Origin of the sequence: Massilia niastensis DSM 21313 (genome assembly GCF_000382345.1) — a bacterium.
Classification (GTDB): Bacteria; Pseudomonadota; Gammaproteobacteria; order Burkholderiales; family Burkholderiaceae_D; genus Telluria; species Telluria niastensis.
Genome location: NZ_KB908100.1, coordinates 55,473 through 72,070 on the forward strand (window position 1 = coordinate 55,473; position 16,598 = coordinate 72,070).

A 16,598-nucleotide genomic window follows, 5' to 3' on the forward strand; every position below is an offset into this window, starting at 1 on the left:
ATATGGAAGGCCAACCGGACTGCTGCCCTCCCCCGGTCGCCCGGGAGAGTCTTGCCTTAGACCAGTTGCAGGGTCACGTCGATATTGCCGCGGGTGGCATTCGAGTACGGGCACACGATGTGGGCGCGGTCGACCAGGGCCTGGGCTTCGTCAGCCGGCACGCCCGGCAGGCTGATCTTCAGGACCACTTCGATGCCGAAGCCGGTCGGGATCGGGCCGATGCCGACTTCGCCTTCCACCGACACGTCCGGCGAGATCTTCAGCTTGTCGCGTGCGGCGACGAATTTCATCGCGCCCAGGAAGCAGGCCGAGTAGCCGGCTGCGAACAGCTGTTCCGGGTTAGTGCCTTCCAGGCCATTGCCGCCCAGTTCCTTCGGGGTGGTCAGCTTGACGTCCAGCACGCCGTCCGACGAGATGGCGCGGCCTTCACGGCCACCGGTGGCTTTGGCGGATGCGCGGTAGAGGACTTTTTCGACTGCCATGGTATGACTCCTTATCAGGTGCGGACACTTCCGCTGGATTAATTCGCTATTAGATAGCGCACTATTTAAATACTACATCTACTCTCTTGCCCTAGGCCTGACTCTCCCTGGGGACCAGCCTGCCTGGTGCTGCCGGCTTCGCTGAACCTCGTTCATCGCTGCCATGGACTGCATATTAAATCGTGCGCTATTCAATTGCAAGCTACTTGTGTAACAAGATGTTACAGGAAGCGAGACGAAGCGGCGGACGCGGGTTGAGCAGGATCGGATTTCAGTGAAAATCCCGGCTCAGATCAGGCGCACCGATTCGCGCACGATCAGGCTCAGCGATGGCACGTCGACCGGCGGCTGCTCATGCCCCAGCATCGACAGCATCATGCGGCCGATGCCGATCCCGGCCTCGTACAGCGGCTGGCGCACCGTGGTCAGCGGCGGGGTCGTGTACATGGAGCTGTGCAGGTCGTCGAAGCCGACGATCGAAATGTCGTCCGGCACCCGGATATTGCGGCGGTACAGCGCCAGCCGCGCGCCGTAGGCGGTCAGGTCGTTGCTCGCGAAGATCGCGGTGAAGCGCTGGTGCGCCGCCAGCAGCTGGTTCACCGCCAGCAGGCCACCCGATTCCTGGAAGTCGCCCGCCACCACCAGGTTCGGATCGACCTCGATCCGGTGTTTCGCCAGGGTGTCGTAGTAACCCGCCAGGCGCGCGCGGGCGTCGCCGTGGTCGGCCGGGCCGGTGATGATGGCGATGCGCCGGTGGCCCTGCTTGACCAGGAATTCGACCGCATCGCAGGCGCCGCGGTAGTTGTCGAGGCAAAAGCCGAGCATGCGCTCGCCCTTGATCTTGCGCCCGAAGGCCACGATCGGCACCCGCTTCGAAAAATCGAGGATCTGCTGGTCGCTCATGTTACCGGTCAGGATGGCCACGCCATCGACGCGGCGCCCGATCAGGAGCTCGACGCGCTCGGCTTCCTCGTCCGCATGCCAGTGGCCGCTCATGATCAGGAGCGCATAACCCGAGTCCTTGACGGCATCCTCGATGCCGACCATCGCCCGGTTGAAGTAGCCGCTCTCGAGCGCCTGGGTCAGCACGCCGATGGTGCGGGTGCTGCCCATCTTCAGGCTCTGCGCCAGGCGGTTCGGCTTGTACTGCAGTTCGTCGATGACGCGCTCGATGGTCTTGCGCTTGTCGTCCGAAACCTTGGCGGTACCGTTCAGGAAGCGCGACACCGTGGCGGGAGAAACGCCGGCCGCACTGGCGACCTGGTACAGGGTAGTGGTGGTGCTCTCGGCGTTTTTCATGAAGTGGTCGCGATGCCTGGCGGCTGCCAATGTTGTCCAGAGTATATCACGCAGCTTTTTCACTCCCTCAGCGGTCGGCAGGCTGCGCCAGCCATGCAGCCTACCATTTCCGGACGCTTATGAAAATCTTTCATAAAATTCCGATTTCTACCCGCCGACAATACAATCATGCCTCCTTAAAAATTCTGTTTGACATTTTTCGCCTAGGAGAATTACGATGAAATCGTTTTCAGTAGTTATGAAATCGTTTTCTCATGGCATCAGTTGTTAGCGCTACCAAATCAAAAACAAACATTGGAGACAGCATGGCAATTTCTGCACCGCAGCGTGTGCGCACCCTCGCCCCTATCCACCTCGCCGTCCTGACGCTGCTCGCGGGCATCGGCGCTGCCCAGGCCCAGACCGCCTCCGCGCCGGCCGCACCAGGCCCGGCCGCCGACGACGGGAAGATCGCGGAAGTGGTGGTCACCGCCACCAAGCGTTCGACCTCGCTGCAGCGCACCCCGATCGCGGTGACGGCGCTGAACGCCGCCACCCTGGCCGACAACCACGTGCAGACCATGCTCGACGTGGTGGCGCTGGTGCCGGGCTTCCAGGCCACCGCCCAGGGCGACCACGGCGTGACCACGATGACCCTGCGCGGCATCGGCAACGACAGCGCCAAGACCCAGTACGCCGACCCGGAGGTCGCTTCCTTCGTGGACAACGTCTACTCGCCGCGCGCCGAAGGCGCCACCGCGCTGATGTTCGACGTCGAAGGCATCGAGGTGCTGCGCGGTCCGCAGGGCACGCTGTGGGGCCGCAACTCCACCGTCGGCGCGGTCAACATCCAGACCGTCAAGCCTGAACTGAACAGCCGCTCCGGCCATGTCGAAGGCGGCATCGGCGACTACAACCGCTTCGGCGCGCGCGGCGCGGTCAACATCCCGCTGTCGGACACTGCGGCGCTGCGCTTCGCGGCGGTGCACGAGCGCCACGACGGCTACGTCGACTACCAGAAATTCCCGGGCGTGCCGGTCGCGCAGCAGCGCGCCGCCTACATCGCCGCCGGCGGCAATCCGGCCAGCTTCCGTCCGATCAATCCGAACAACTACGTGGTCGGCGACGACAAGTACAGCGCCCAGGACCAGAGCGCCGCCCGCCTCTCGCTGCTGTGGCACATCGCGCCCAGCCTGCGCTGGAACGTCGCCTACGAAAAATTCCTCGACCGCGGCACCCCGAGCGCCAACCTGATGCAAACCCCGCGTCCGGGCCAGAAGCACTGGTCGACCCTGAGCGACAGCGCGCCCTGGATCGACCGCGACAGCCACAACGTCCGCAGCCGCCTGAGCTGGGACATCAACCAGGACATGGCGCTGCACTACATCGCCGGCGCCTCCAAGTACAAGGGCACGATGCGCTTCGACCAGGACGGCGGCGCCGTGCTGCCGACCTCGATCATCTCGGGCGGCGTCTGGCAGGAGCACACCACGGTCGATTCCGACTACCGCAGCCACAGCCACGAGCTGGAACTGCAGTCGCTCGGCAACCGCAGCGTCGACTGGCAGGTCGGCCTGTACTACGCCGCCGAGAAGAACAGCATCCGCTTCGACATCCCGATCATGACCGGCACCCAGGAAGGCAACGTCGTGTGGCAGGGTTCCTTCATCCAGCCGAAGGAAACCGTCGATTCGACCGCCGCCTTCGGCCAGGCCACCTGGAACGTCTCGGACAAGCTGCACCTGACCGGCGGCGTGCGCTGGACCCACGACAAGCGCGCCAACATCGGCGGCCGCGCCTACACCTGGAACTACGACCCGACCGTGCCGCAGCTGCCGCTGAGCCCATCGATCGACCCGAGCATCCCGGGCCAGGGCTTCAAGCCCGACGTGCCGGGCAACGACGGCGAGTTCAGCGACAGCAAGGTCACCGGCCTGCTGCGCCTGAACTACGACATCGACCGCAGCAACATGGTCTATGCCAGCGTCTCGACCGGCTACAAGTCGGGCGGCGTGCAGGACCGCGGCCTGCCGTACCAGCCTGAAACCCTGACCAACTACGAAGTCGGCTCGAAGAGCACCTTCCTGAACGGCGCGCTGCGCATCAACAACGCCCTGTTCTATATGGACTTCAAGGACTTCCAGTTCAATTCGCCGGTCAGCTTCCCGGACGGCGGCCGCGGCCTGGCGATCTCGAACGCCGAAGGCGCCGAAGTCTATGGCCTGGAATCGGAAATCGCCGCGCGCCTGTCGCCGAACGACCGCCTGTCGGTGACCTTCGCCGTGCTGCGTTCCAAGCTGGGCCGCCTGATCGCCGGCTCGAACGACTACGCGCTGCCGCCGTGCACGGTCGATCCGCGCATCGCGACCTGCGTCGACGTCACCGGCAACACCATGCCGCACTCGCCGCGCTTCTCCACCACGGTCCAGTACCAGCATACCTTCCACCTGAATAACGGCGGCACGCTGGTGCCGCGCGTCACGGCGCGCTATGAAACCGACGTCGAGCTGAGCGTGTTCAACCTGGGACCGGAAGACCGGCAGGAAGCCTACGGCACCGCCGACCTCGGGTTGCGCTACCAGAAGGACAAATGGTGGGTCGACGCGTTTGTCCGCAACGTGAACGACAAGAAGATCAAGACCAGCGCCTTCAACGGCTTCGGGCCGTGGCTGGCGCAGTACAAACCGCCGCGCACAGTCGGCATCAACACCGGCTTCGATTTCTAGGAACCGGTACCACGGCAGGCCCGCACAAAGCGGTCCTGCCGTTTTTTGCATTCAGCCCCTGCCAAGCAACCAGAAGACCGCCATGACCAAGATCCAGAACTTCGACTTCAACAACGACTTCCCCCAGGACTTCACCTGGGGCGTCGCCACCAGCTCCTTCCAGATCGAGGGCGCCTCGAGCGCCGACGGCAAGGGCCCGTCGATCTGGGATACCTTTTGCCTGGACCGCGCCAACATCAAGGACGGCAGCGACGGCACCGTGGCCTGCGACCACTACCACCGCTACCGCGAGGACGTGGGCATCCTGTCCTCGCTGGGCGTGGATGCCTACCGCTTCTCGATGGCCTGGGCGCGCGTCCAGCCGGACGGCAAGGGCGCCTGGAACGAGGCCGGATTCGGCTTCTACGACCGCCTGCTCGACGAGCTGGCCGCGAACGACATCCGCGCCCACCTGACCCTGTACCACTGGGACCTGCCGCAAGGCCTGCAGGACGACGGCGGCTGGCTCAATCGCGACACCGCGCACCGCTTCGCCGACTATGCGCACGAGGTCGCGCGCCGCTTCGGCAAGCGCATCGAGGCGATCGCCACCCATAACGAACCGTGGTGCACGGCCAACCTCGGCTACGGCAACGCCCAGTTCGCGCCCGGCGTGGCCGACCTGAAGCAGTCGATCCAGGTCTCGCACCACCTGCTGCTGTCGCACGGCCTGGCCATGCGCGCCATGCGCGAGGCCAGCAGCCCGGCAAAATTAGGCATCGTGCTGAACCAGTGGACCGCCGACCCGGCCACCGATTCGCAGGCCGACCGCGACATGGCCGCCTTCGAATACGCGCGCTCGACGCAGTGGTTCATGGATCCGATCTTCAAGGGCCACTACCCCGAGCTGGCGCTGCGCGGCCACGGCGCCAACGCGCCCCAGGTGCGCGACGGCGACTTCGACATCATCCGGCAGAAGATCGACTTCCTGGGCTGTAACTACTACTTCCGCTCCTGGTGCAGCGCCGCCAACCCGCCGCTGCCGGCGCCGGCCAGGCTCGGCACCACCGACATGGGCTGGGAAATCCATCCCCAGGGCCTGCCGGAGCTGCTGCTCAAGCTCAAGGAAGAGTATCCTGAGCTGCCGCCGGTCTACATCACCGAGAACGGCATGGCCAACCCGGACACGGTATCGGGCGGCCAGGTGCACGACCCCGAACGCATCGCCTACGTGCGCAGCCACCTGGCCGCGCTGAAGGAAGCGATGGACAAGGGCGTTGACGTGCGCGGCTATTTCCTGTGGAGCCTGCTCGACAACTTCGAGTGGAACTCGGGCTACAGCAAGCGCTTCGGCATCGTGCACGTGGACTATGCGACCCAGCAGCGCACGCTCAAGGACAGCGCCCTGTGGTACCGCGAGTTCATCGCGGCGCGCCGCGCCGGGGCCTGAGACCGGCGCGACGACAAGAAGAAACAAGGAGGAGACATGCAACCCAGCCCGACCACCAATAGCTTCGGTGCCGCGGGGACCCACACTGTGGGTCCCCGCCTGCTGGCCGATATCGGCGGCACCAATGCGCGCTTCGCGCTCGAAGCCGGACCGGGCCAGGTCAGCGGCATGCTGACCCTGGCCTGCGCCGACTATCCGCGTTTCGAGGACGCCGTGCGCGCCTACCTCGCCAGCTGTGGTCACGAGGTAGACCACGCCGTGATCGCGATCGCCAACCCGGTCGACGGCGACGCCATCAAGATGACCAACCACCACTGGACCTTCTCGATCGAGGGCGCGCGCCGCGCACTGGGACTGGAGACGCTGCTGGTGGTGAACGACTTCACCGCGCTGGCGATGTCGCTGCCGCTGCTGGCCGGTTCCGACCTGGTGCGCATCGGCGGCGGGACCGCACGCCCGGGCAGCGCCATCGGCCTGGTCGGCGCGGGCACCGGGCTGGGCGTGTCCGGCCTGGTGCCGGCGGGCGACCGCTGGGTGCCGCTGCACAGCGAGGGCGGCCATGTCGCCTTCTCGCCGATGGATGCGCGCGAGATCGAGGTGCTGCGCTACTGCCTGCAGCGCTACGACCACGTCTCGGCCGAGCGCTTCGTTTCCGGCCCCGGCCTGGCGCTGATCCACGAAGCGCTGGCGGACAGCCGCGGCATCGCCACGCCGCCGCGCACGCCGTCCGAGATCGTCGCGCGCGGCCTGGAGAGCGACGACGCCCTGTGCCGCGAGACCGTCGACTGCTTCTGCGGCATGCTGGGCACGGTGGCCGCCAACCTCGCCGTCACCCTCGGCGCGCAGGGCGGCATCTACATCGGCGGCGGCGTGGTGCCGCGCCTGGGCGACTACTTCGCCGCCTCGCCGTTCCGCCACCGTTTCGAAAGGAAGGGCCGCTTCAGCGCCTACACCGCGCAGATCCCGACCATGCTGATCGTCGCGCCCACCCCTGCGCTGCTGGGCGCGTCGGCGATCCTGTCCGACCACCTGGAGCGCCGGTCCGGCGCACGCCCGGCCAGGGCTGTTGCGCGGCAGCCGGCCACCCACCAGACACCGGAGACCGATCATGCACGCTGCTAAGACCTCCTCGCCCCTGCTGTGGGTGCCCACCGGGTACTTCACGATGGCGCTCGGCTATGTGATGCTGACCAGCGTCACCGCCATCATGTTCAAGAACCTGGGCATGGACAACGGCAAGGCCGCGCAGTATTCGAGCCTGCTGATCCTGGCCTACACCATCAAGCCGCTGTTCGCGCCTTTCGTCGAGATGTACCGCACCAAGAAGTTCTTCGTGCTGTGCGCCCAGGTGCTGATCGGCGCGGGCTTCGCCGGCGTGGCGCTGCTGATGGAACTGCCCGGCTACATGGCCTTCCTGATGGCGATCTTCTTCGCGCTGTCCTTCGTCGGCGCGACCCAGGACATCGCCAGCGACGGCGTCTATGTCACCTCGCTGGATGCGCGCTCGCAGTCGCTGTACTGCGGCATCCAGAGCCTGTCGTGGAACATCGGCCCGATCGTCGCGGCCGGCGGCATGGTGTTCCTGAGCGGTTACCTGCACACCACCGTGTTCGGCCACGATCCCAGGGTCTTCGGTCCGGACTGGATCGAATCCTGGCGCATCATCTTCCTGCTGGTGGGCGGCGTCACCCTGCTGATGGCGTTCTGGCACCTGCGCTTCATGCCCGAGGGCGCGCGCGCGGCCGACACGCCGTCCAGCGTCGCGGACGCCGGCCGCATCCTGCTCGACTCCTTCGTCACCCTGTTCCAGAAGCGCGGCGTGTGGCGCATGATCGCGTTCGCCTTCCTGTTCCGCCTGAGCGCCGGCTTCCTCGAGAAGATCGGGCCGTTCTTCATGGTCGACCCCGCGGCCAAGGGCGGCCTGGGCCTGTCGAACGAGATGCTGGGCCTGATCTACGGCACCTACGGCCTGGCGGCGGTGCTGCTCGGCTCCCTGCTCGGCGGCCTGTATGTCGCGAAGCGCGGCCTGAAGTCGACCCTGTTCGTGCTGTGCTGCGCGATCAACATCCCGAACATCGTGTTCCTGCTGATGGCCATCTACCTGCCGTCCAGCCTGACGATGGTGACGCTGGGCGTGGTGGTCGACAAGTTCTTCTTCGGCTTCGGCGCGGTCGGCTTCATGATCTACCTGATGCAGCAGCTCGCGCCGGGCAAGTACACCACCACCCACTACGCCTTCGGCACCGGCCTGATGGGCCTGTGCAGCCTGGTCACCGGCGTCGTCAGCGGCCACCTCCAGGAGATGATGGGCTACGTCAGCTATTTCGTGTTCGTGATGGTCGCGACCATCCCCTCCTTCCTGGCCACCTGGTTCGCACCCTTCCACCATGACGACGGCAGCCGGCCGGCCAGCGAGACCGACGGCAAGGCGGTGCCGGCATGAAGCGCCTGTCCATTCCCCTGCTGCTGCTGGCCGCCGGCAGCGCCGCCGCTGCCCCTGCCACGCCGGGCATCAAGCTCAACCAGGTCGGCTTCCTGCCCGGCGCGCAAAAGCTCGCCGTGGTGCCCCAGGGCGCCTCTGCAAGCCGCTTCGAGATCGTCGGCGCCAACGGCAAGACGGTGTTCAGCGGCGCGCTCGGCAAGCCGGCGCGCTGGGACGCCTCCGGCGAGACCGTGCGCGTGGCCGATTTCAGCGCCCTGAACACGCCGGGCAGCTATCGCCTCAAGGTCGACGGCCTGGCACCGTCCGCTCCGTTCACGGTGCAGGCGGACGGCTACCGCGCGCTCAACACGGCGGCGCTGAAGGCCTTTTTCCTGAACCGCAGCGCGATCGCCCTGGAACCGAAGCATGCGGGCGCCTTTGCCCGTCCGGCCGGTCATCCGGACGACAGGGTGCTGGTGCACGCCTCGGCGGCATCTGGCGCGCGCCCCGAAGGCAGCGTGCTCTCCAGCCCGAAAGGCTGGTACGACGCCGGCGACTACAACAAGTACATCGTCAACTCGGGCATCTCCACCTATACCCTGCTGGCCGCCTTCGAGCACTTCCCGGCCTGGTTCACCCGCCAGGACGTTAACATTCCGGAATCCGGCGACGGCGTGCCCGACATCCTCGACGAGGCGATGTGGAACCTGGAGTGGATGCTGACCATGCAGGACCCGCAGGACGGCGGCGTGTACCACAAGCTGACCAACCTGAAGTTCGACGGCATGGTGATGCCGCACGCGGCGATGAAGGACCCGCGCTACGTGGTGGCCAAGAGCACCGCGGCGGCGCTGGACTTCGCCGCCACCATGGCGGTGGCCAGCCGCGTGCTGGCGCCCTACGACAGGCAATGGCCGGGCATGTCGGCCAGGATGCTGGCGGCCAGCGAAGCGGCCTGGAAGTGGGCGGCGGCCAACCCTGCCGCGATCTTCAGGAACCCGGCCGGCGTGGTCACCGGCGAGTACGGCGACGAGCGCGTGGACGACGAGTTCGCGTGGGCCGCGGCCGAGCTGTACATCAGCACCGGCAAGGACGCCTACTATCAGGCCCTGCAGCGCGACCAGGCCGCGGTCACCTTCCCGTCCTGGAGCGATGTGCGGGCCCTGGCCTGGATGTCGCTGGCCCATCACCGCGAGCGCCTGGGTCCCGCCGCCGACCACAAGCTGATCGCGGACCGCATCGACGAACTGGCCGCAGGCCTGGCGCGGGAATGGCGCGGCTCGGGCTACCGGGTGCCGATGAAGCCGGCCGACATGGTCTGGGGCAGCAATGCCGTGATCCTGAACCAGGCCATGATGCTGCTGCAGGCCTACCGCCTGAACGGCAAGCCGGACTACCTGATGGCGGCCCAGTCCAGCCTCGACTACGTCCTGGGCCGCAACGCCGTCGACACGTCCTTCGTCACCGGCTTCGGCGCGCGACCGTCGCAGCATCCGCACCATCGTCCCTCGATCGCCGACGGGATCGCGGCCCCGGTGCCGGGCTGGCTCACGGGCGGACCGAACGCCGGACAGGCGGATAAAAAGGATTGTCCGCCCTATCCGAGCACGCTGCCGGCCCTGTCCTACCTCGACCACGCGTGCAGCTATGCCAGCAACGAGGTCGCCATCAACTGGAACGCGCCGCTGGTCTACGTGACGGCGGCGCTGTCCGAACTGACTCCCCGCCCCGCGAAATCCATGACCGACACCCTCATCCCCCTCGACACCCTGCTGCGCCAGGAACAGGTGCTCCAGTTCGACAGCTTCAGCAACGACACCGCGCTCGAGATCGGCCTGAAGCTGATCGGGATGGCGCGCGCCAGCAAGAAGTCGGTGGCGGTCGAGATCGCGCGCAACGGCACCGTGCTGTTCGCACACGGCATGAACGGCACCACGCGCGACCACGGCGACTGGATCCGCCGCAAGAGCAACCTGGTCAACCGCACCGGCCACAGCTCCTTCTACATCCACACCCAGGTGCGCCAGAACGGCGGCGACCACGACGCCATCCCGACCCTCGATGCGCGCGACTACGCCGCCCATGGCGGTTCGTTCCCGATCGTCGTCAGGGGCACCGGCCAGGTCGGCACCATCACGGTGTCGGGCCTGCCGGGTGTGGAAGACCATGCGATGGTCGTGGCGGCGCTCAAGGACTACCTCAAGGTAAGCGAGATCTGAAAGGAAGAAACATGACGGAAAAAGTCAGGTGGGGCATCCTCGGTACCGGCGGCATCGCGCGTGCCTTCGCAACGGGCCTGCGCGACACGCCCGGCGCCGTGCTGGCGGCGGTCGGATCGCGCACGAAGGAGAGTGCGCTGGCCTTCGCGCGCGAGTTCGACATTCCGGCCTCCTACGGTTCGTACAGCGAACTGGCGCAGGCGCAGGAGGTGGACATCATCTACATCGGCACCCCGCACACGATGCATGCGGAGAACGCCATCCAGGCCCTGCGCGGCGGCAAGGCGGTGCTGTGCGAGAAGCCGTTCGCGATGAACCGGCGCGAGGCGGGCGAAGTCGTGGCCCTGGCGCGCGCCAGGAACCTGTTCCTGATGGAAGCGATGTGGACGCGCTTCATGCCGGCGCTCGCCGAAGTGAAGCGCATCATGGCTTCCGGCGAGATCGGCGCCGTGACCCAGGTGCATGCCGATTTCGGCTTCTCGGCCACCACGGATCCTGCGCACCGCATCAACAATCCGGAACTGGGCGGCGGCGCCCTGCTCGACCTCGGCATCTACCCGCTGTCGATCGCCTGCGCGCTGCTGGGCAAGGTGGACACGGTCCAGGCCCAGGCGATCATGGGCGAGACCGGCGTCGACCTCAGCACCGCCTTCACCATGAAGCACGTGGGCGGCACGCTGTCGGTCTGCAGCTGCTCGATGCGCGCCCGCTCGAGCTCCGAGCTGGTGGTGTCGGGCACGAAGGGGAGCGTGCGCATGCACCGCATGTTCCACCTGGCGACCGAAGTCACGGTCGACCTGCTGGACGGCAGCTCGCGTACCGTGGCCACGCCCTACCTGGGCAACGGCTACACGCACGAGGCGATCGAGGCCGGGCGCTGCCTGAAGGAAGGCCTGATCGAACATCCCCTGATGACGCACGACGACACGCTGTCGCTGATGGGACTGCTCGACACGATCCGCAGGCAGATCGGCCTGCGTTATCCGTCGGACGCCTGAGACGGCTGATGGGTATTGGAGGTGGATGGCTATAATCTGTCCACCGATCTTCATGCCCAACAGCCGGGCGCCAGTGCCATGAGCCAGGATAGTCTCCAGTCAGTCTACCGCGAGCGTCTGCTCGAACACCTTCTTGTCGGCGAGCTCCTGAAGCATTCCTGGCTTCACCACGGCGCCGAGCTTGAAGTCTCGACACCGTCCGTTGACCGGGCTGGCCATGACATCGTCCTCGAAGCCAAGGGCGTGACACGGCATGTCCAGCTGAAGGCTTCGTCGACCGATGGGGCGACACGCTCCCAGATCACCCACACCCACCTGGGACGCAAACCCTCCGGCTGCGTGATATGGATGCGCTTCGATCGCAAGGACCTGCGTCTCGATCACTTTCTGTTCTTCGGTGGCGCCCCAGGGACTCCGTTGGCATGCATGGATCATTACGTGACGGCGAGGCACACCCGAGGCGACGCCAATGGCATCAAGAAAGAACGCCCTAATCTGAGGATCGTCCCCGCAACTGCATTCAAGCGCATCGCCACCATTGACGAGCTGTACGCCGCTCTATTCTGTCCCGCTGCCCAAGAAGCCCCTGTACATGAGTAAGGAACTGACGGAAGTACAGGCAAAGCTGGCGAACTCATATCAAGAATTCCTTCATGAGCGCCGCGCCCCAGCATGGATGGCATCCGACGAGGCCACGAAGCTCTCTGCTCCCTTCCTGATCGATCCTTCCGCCGTGGATGCGTATTTCAAGGCGTCCTGCAAAATCATGTTCGTCGGACAGGAAACGAAAGGCTGGTGTGGAAAATTGCAGGCACTACTGAAAGAGACGGATCTCATGGAGATCCTTTTCGCACGCTATGCGAAAGCGCTGGTCTCTCCGGGACGTTCTTCATTCCTGCAGATGCGCCGGCGCATGGAGGTGGAATTAGCTGATGGTATCGCGGGCAGCGTCGTCTGGAACAACCTCTTCAAGATGGACGTCAACCGCGGAAAGAACAGAACCCGCAATGCACGCGATTACTCCGATGCCCTTACTGAATTTTCCGCTGACTTGTTTCGACTGGAATTCGATCTGCTTCGTCCCAAGGTCGTGATATTCGCTTGCAGTGTCACGCATGACGGCATGATCAGGAAGGTGTTCGATAAAGAGCTGCTTGAAGGCTCGATTCCATTAGTCAAACGTGAGCTCTGGTATTTCCGTTACCGGGGCAGTCATTGCTTTCGCACCTTTCATCCAGCGGTAGCGCGATGGAAGAAAGGCGCGGCCGTCAAAGCCCATTATGAAACGATCATCGACGCAGTTCGACAGATCAAGGCAGGCAAATACCGTGACTGGGAAGGGGAACCATCTGCGAACAGCGCTGCCGTCGGCGGAAGTATGCCGCAGGTTTGACGCAATGCCTGCCGTGTGTCCTCGCTGTCTGCCGGACGGCGCGCCGTACCCCCTACTCCCAGCGCCACGGCATGTCGTTCTCGCCCAGCACCAGGCACGCGATCTCGGGCTAGATGCGCTCGCGCGCACGTCGTTGGCCAGATGACCACGTTGCCGATCCAGTCCTTGTGGCCGCCTTGAACCAACCCGGCCCGCTGTGAGGGGAAGATTCAGGGTCAGGTCTGTCATTCGGACATGGACGCACGACCCTTGCGAAATCTCATAACGTTTTTAAAAATTCTGAGATTTTTTCCTATTTCCGACATTGTCTGCGATGCGCGGGTTTCGGTGACAAATGTAAACCGGGCATTGACGAGTTCGGGATAAACACACCAGCATTTTGAGATAGGGCAAAGGTGCTCGATCGGTGTCCGAATGTCAGACCTGACCCTGAATGCTTTCGACACGATCCGCAGGCAGATCGGCCTGCGTTATCCGTCGGACGCCTGAGGCAGGCGGGCTTTCAGTTGGCGGCCGGTGCGCCGTACCAGCCGTACTCCCAGCGCCACGGCATGTCGTTCTCGCCCAGCGCCAGGCGTGCGATCTCGGGATAGATGCGCTCGGCGCGCACGTCGTTGGCCAGCATGACGACGCAGCGCCGGCGCGCCTCCAGGCAGATCACCATGTTGCCGGTCCAGTCGTTGTGGCCGCCCTTGAACCAGCCCGGCCCGCTGCGGTCGCGGAAGGTGACCACGCCCAGGCCGGCCGCCAGCCCCGCCGGGGCGTCGCCGGTCTCGGGCGCCAGGGTCGGGAACTGGCTGGGCGAGCGGATCGGCAGCTGCGGTTTCACCATCTCGGCGCGCATCGTCGTACTCAATCCCTCGCCGCTCTGGATCGCGGCCCACATCCGGGCCTGGTCGGCGATCGTGGTGTCCATCGAGCCGGCGGCGCTGACGCTGCTGCGTTCGTCGTGCGGCTCCATCCTGCCGTCGATGCCGTAGCCGTCCGCCAGGTTGGCGGCGAAATCGGGACGCCAGCGCATGCTGGTCTTGCGCATGCCGAAGCGGTCGAACACGCGCGCCTGCATCTCCTGCCCCGCATCCAGGCCCAGGCCCTGCTCGACGATCATCTGCAGGATGTAGAAGCCCTCGCCCGAATACGCATAGCGCTCGCCCGGCGTGAAGTGGAAGCGCAGGCGCTTGTCGGGTTCGAGCCAGCGGAAATTGGCGAAGCCGGTGCTGTGGGTGACCAGCATGCGCGGCGTCAGCAGGCGCCAGCGCTCGTCACCCGCCAGGTCGGCGTAGTCGTCGCGCTTGCCGCGGTAGTCGGGCAGCGCCTGCGGCAGCAGGCGGGTGAGCGGCGCATCGAGGTCGAGCCGTCCCTCGTCGGCCAGCTGCAGCACCATATAGGTGAAGGCGGTCTTGGTCAGCGAGGCGCCGTACATGATGGTGTCGGTGGTCAGCGGCAGGTCGCGCTCGACGCTGCGCTTGCCGTAGGCTTTCACTTTGACGACCTGGCCATGGTCGATCACGGCCAGCGCCAGGCCCTGGACCCGCTCGCGGCGCATCAGGGCCTCGATGTCGGCATCCGCGAAACCCGCTTCGGCGCCGCGCGGCACCTGGGAACACGCACTCAGTACGAGCAGGGACAGCGCCGCGATCATCGCCTTCATCGAACACCTCCGTCGGATTATCCGGACAGTGTACGCCAGTCCGGCTCGCGCCGGCACTGTCAGAACGAATGGCGCAGGCCGAAGGCGGTGCCCTTGAGCGTGGATCCCGCGCCGGGACCCAGGCTGTTGATCGCGAAGTCGTAGGCCGCATTGGCCTCGTTGTCCAGGTGGGTATGGTAGGCGTAGACCATGGTGCGCTTCGACAGGGTGTAGTCGTAGCCCAGCGTGGCGTGGATCGCGCCGGTCTGCGGGCCGCCGCGCACGAAGCCGACCCGGTTGGCGGCGGCGCCTTTGCCGTCATCCGCCCTGGCCACGCCGGCGCGCAGGCCATGGGATCCCATCTGGTGCGAGACCGACACGTAACAGGCGTCGCGTTCCAGGTCGCCGAGTCCCGTCTCGTACTTCAGGCGCTCGGCCACCGCCGCGACGCGGGTGGCGCCGAACTGGTAGGCCAGCCCGAACTTGGTGCCGCTGTCGTTGCGTCCCGGTCCCTGGTAGTCGTGGTGCCGTTCGTGCGCCAGGGTCGCGTACCACGCGCCGTGCTCGTAGATGGCCGCCGCCGAGGTGAGATTCGGCCTGGCCCCGTTCGCGGGACGCTCCTCGTTGACGCCATGCGAGATGCGCAGGCCCAGGCCCTTCCACGGCTTGCTCCAGTAATGCACCGAATTGGCCTGGCGCCGGTCGAAGGACGAGGTGTTGCTGACGTTGTCGACCGCCGGCCCGGCGCCGTTGGCCATGATGCCCATGTAGCCGGCCGTGGTGGGATAGAAGGGATCGAGGCCGGAGGTGGCGCCGTTGTAGGCGGTGACCCAGTTGCCGACGAAGAGCGTGCCGAAGTTCCCATCCAGGCCGATGCGGGTGTCGCGGCGTGCGATCTCGCCGGCGCCGGTGTCGGGCGACACGCTCGCTTCGATCTGGAAGACCAGCTTCAGGCCGTCGCCCAGGTCTTCGCTGCCGCGAAAGCCCAGCACCGAACGGTTGTTCGAGATGCGCGCCTGGCTCAGGCGCGGGCCGGCGGCGGTGGCGGAAGCCTTGACGTGTTCGGCCGAGACGTTCAGGCGGCCATAGATCTGGACATGGGTCTGCGCGCCGGCAGTGGCGGCATACAGCGCCACGCAGGCAACCGCGCCGTGGCGAAGTGGTTTGCTCATTCATTTTCTCCTTTTGACAATTATTGCCGGTCCACGGAGGACGCGGCCATCCCCCATGGGAAGGTCCGCGATCCACCCGGACGTGTCTGGCGCGCCTTTACCTGGATTTACATCCCCGTCCCTGCGCTGGCGCCTGGCGCCGCCGTAAACAGGGAAGGATCCCCACACGAAGACACGCACATGGTCACCAGCATCAGCAGCACCAGCGCCGCCCAGGCGGCAACCGCACTCACCGTCACCAGGAAGGCCGAACAGGCCGCCGCCGCGCAGGACAGCGCACAGGCCTCCGCCACGCAAGGCGCGGACACGCTCGCGGCCGAGACGCACAGCGCCCTGTCGAGCGCCACGGCGCGCCTCGGCGACCAGCTGGGCGCGCAGGCCGATGCGTCACGGGTGCAGCGCGCCATCGAAGAGGCCGTGGCGCCGGCGGATGGCGCGCCGCCGCCCGAAGGCCCGCCCCCGGCGGAAGACGCCGCGACCGGCGAAGCCGATACGCAGGAAGCCGCCCAGGCGCCCGCGGCCGCCGGCCCGGCGCCCAGGCGCGGCGGCGCGGCGCAGTCGTCGGAAGAAGCGACGGCGGCCGACTACATCGCCGAAGCCGACACCAATTCCGACAAGACGGTCAGCGACGAGGAACGCATCGCCTACGAAAAGAAACTGGAACAGCAGGCCGAGTCGCGCAGCGCCGAAGTGCGGCAGGCGTATGGACTGGCATCTGGCGAGCAGCCACGCCTGGAAACCGCCGCTTGATACCCTCCGGTGCTGAATTGATTGAGGTCAACAATTGAAGAGCTGAAGTAACGCGTTGTCAGCCTGCCCGCAAACACGGTAAAGTGATGCAATCATGAT

The 16,598-nt window shown here is 65.9% G+C and carries 13 protein-coding genes; 9 read left to right on the forward strand and 4 right to left on the reverse strand.

The features are described from left to right. Window positions 1-56: 56 nt before the first annotated feature. Both H162_RS0115820 and H162_RS0115825 read right to left on the reverse strand, forming a co-directional pair. Window positions 57-482, reverse strand: coding sequence for an organic hydroperoxide resistance protein (locus H162_RS0115820; protein ID WP_020654455.1), 426 nt, complete (start codon window positions 480-482; stop codon window positions 57-59). 288 nt (window positions 483-770) lie between these two features. After that, window positions 771-1,781 carry a LacI family DNA-binding transcriptional regulator gene (locus H162_RS0115825; RefSeq protein ID WP_020654456.1) on the reverse strand — a complete coding sequence of 337 codons (1,011 nt, stop codon included), beginning with the start codon at window positions 1,779-1,781 and terminating at the stop codon, window positions 771-773. 305 nt (window positions 1,782-2,086) lie between these two features. On the opposite strand from H162_RS0115825, the gene H162_RS0115830 reads away from it, so the two are divergent. The 8 genes from H162_RS0115830 (at window position 2,087) to H162_RS0115865 (ending at window position 12,947) form a co-directional block, all read left to right on the forward strand. After that, the gene (locus tag H162_RS0115830; protein WP_026354704.1) at window positions 2,087-4,486 is read left to right on the forward strand and encodes a TonB-dependent receptor; all 2,400 of its coding nucleotides are present in this window, start codon (window positions 2,087-2,089) and stop codon (window positions 4,484-4,486) included. An 82-nt stretch (window positions 4,487-4,568) separates the two neighbouring features. Next, a complete protein-coding gene (locus tag H162_RS0115835) occupies window positions 4,569-5,915 on the forward strand; it encodes a GH1 family beta-glucosidase (protein ID WP_020654458.1) in 1,347 nt (448 codons plus the stop codon). Between the two features lie 36 nt (window positions 5,916-5,951). After that, the gene (locus tag H162_RS0115840) at window positions 5,952-7,037 is read left to right on the forward strand and encodes a glucokinase (protein ID WP_020654459.1); all 1,086 of its coding nucleotides are present in this window, start codon (window positions 5,952-5,954) and stop codon (window positions 7,035-7,037) included. Then, entirely contained in the window at window positions 7,024-8,358 is a 1,335-nt protein-coding gene (locus H162_RS0115845; protein ID WP_020654460.1) for an MFS transporter, read from the forward strand. Before H162_RS0115840 ends, H162_RS0115845 begins: the two co-directional genes overlap by 14 nt. Continuing rightward, window positions 8,355-10,556 carry a heme-degrading domain-containing protein gene (locus H162_RS31060; RefSeq protein WP_020654461.1) on the forward strand — a complete coding sequence of 734 codons (2,202 nt, stop codon included), beginning with the start codon at window positions 8,355-8,357 and terminating at the stop codon, window positions 10,554-10,556. Before H162_RS0115845 ends, H162_RS31060 begins: the two co-directional genes overlap by 4 nt. 11 nt (window positions 10,557-10,567) lie before the next feature. After that, window positions 10,568-11,554, forward strand: a complete 987-nt coding sequence (locus tag H162_RS0115855; protein WP_020654462.1) for a Gfo/Idh/MocA family protein — start codon at window positions 10,568-10,570, stop codon at window positions 11,552-11,554. Window positions 11,555-11,575: 21 nt separating this feature from the next. Then, window positions 11,576-12,154, forward strand: a complete 579-nt coding sequence (locus tag H162_RS0115860; RefSeq protein WP_211223706.1) for a hypothetical protein — start codon at window positions 11,576-11,578, stop codon at window positions 12,152-12,154. After that, complete coding sequence (locus H162_RS0115865; RefSeq protein ID WP_156885640.1) at window positions 12,147-12,947, forward strand: hypothetical protein; 801 nt, start codon at window positions 12,147-12,149, stop codon at window positions 12,945-12,947. Before H162_RS0115860 ends, H162_RS0115865 begins: the two co-directional genes overlap by 8 nt. A 502-nt stretch (window positions 12,948-13,449) precedes the next feature. Here H162_RS0115865 and H162_RS0115870 read toward each other — a convergent pair. Further along, window positions 13,450-14,598 (reverse strand): serine hydrolase domain-containing protein, encoded by a 1,149-nt coding sequence (locus tag H162_RS0115870; RefSeq protein WP_020654465.1) that lies wholly within the window; start codon window positions 14,596-14,598, stop codon window positions 13,450-13,452. A gap of 59 nt (window positions 14,599-14,657) precedes the next feature. After that, window positions 14,658-15,749, reverse strand: a complete 1,092-nt coding sequence (locus tag H162_RS0115875) for a porin (protein WP_020654466.1) — start codon at window positions 15,747-15,749, stop codon at window positions 14,658-14,660. Window positions 15,750-15,929: 180 nt separating this feature from the next. Here H162_RS0115875 and H162_RS0115880 point away from each other — a divergent pair, with 180 nt between their 5' ends. Continuing rightward, the gene (locus tag H162_RS0115880; protein ID WP_020654467.1) at window positions 15,930-16,499 is read left to right on the forward strand and encodes a hypothetical protein; all 570 of its coding nucleotides are present in this window, start codon (window positions 15,930-15,932) and stop codon (window positions 16,497-16,499) included. The last annotated feature ends 99 nt before the right edge of the window (window positions 16,500-16,598 follow it).

Excerpts from the sequence above, each read along its gene's own strand:
- H162_RS0115820 (WP_020654455.1), bottom strand. The coding sequence starts at position 482 with ATGGCAGTCGAAAAAGTCCTCTACCGCGCATCCGCCAAAGCCACCGGT.
- H162_RS0115825 (WP_020654456.1), bottom strand. The coding sequence starts at position 1,781 with ATGAAAAACGCCGAGAGCACCACCACTACCCTGTACCAGGTCGCCAGT.
- H162_RS0115830 (WP_026354704.1), top strand. The coding sequence starts at position 2,087 with ATGGCAATTTCTGCACCGCAGCGTGTGCGCACCCTCGCCCCTATCCAC.
- H162_RS0115835 (WP_020654458.1), top strand. The coding sequence starts at position 4,569 with ATGACCAAGATCCAGAACTTCGACTTCAACAACGACTTCCCCCAGGAC.
- H162_RS0115840 (WP_020654459.1), top strand. The coding sequence starts at position 5,952 with ATGCAACCCAGCCCGACCACCAATAGCTTCGGTGCCGCGGGGACCCAC.
- H162_RS0115845 (WP_020654460.1), top strand. The coding sequence starts at position 7,024 with ATGCACGCTGCTAAGACCTCCTCGCCCCTGCTGTGGGTGCCCACCGGG.
- H162_RS31060 (WP_020654461.1), top strand. The coding sequence starts at position 8,355 with ATGAAGCGCCTGTCCATTCCCCTGCTGCTGCTGGCCGCCGGCAGCGCC.
- H162_RS0115855 (WP_020654462.1), top strand. The coding sequence starts at position 10,568 with ATGACGGAAAAAGTCAGGTGGGGCATCCTCGGTACCGGCGGCATCGCG.
- H162_RS0115865 (WP_156885640.1), top strand. The coding sequence starts at position 12,147 with ATGAGTAAGGAACTGACGGAAGTACAGGCAAAGCTGGCGAACTCATAT.
- H162_RS0115870 (WP_020654465.1), bottom strand. The coding sequence starts at position 14,598 with ATGAAGGCGATGATCGCGGCGCTGTCCCTGCTCGTACTGAGTGCGTGT.
- H162_RS0115875 (WP_020654466.1), bottom strand. The coding sequence starts at position 15,749 with ATGAGCAAACCACTTCGCCACGGCGCGGTTGCCTGCGTGGCGCTGTAT.
- H162_RS0115880 (WP_020654467.1), top strand. The coding sequence starts at position 15,930 with ATGGTCACCAGCATCAGCAGCACCAGCGCCGCCCAGGCGGCAACCGCA.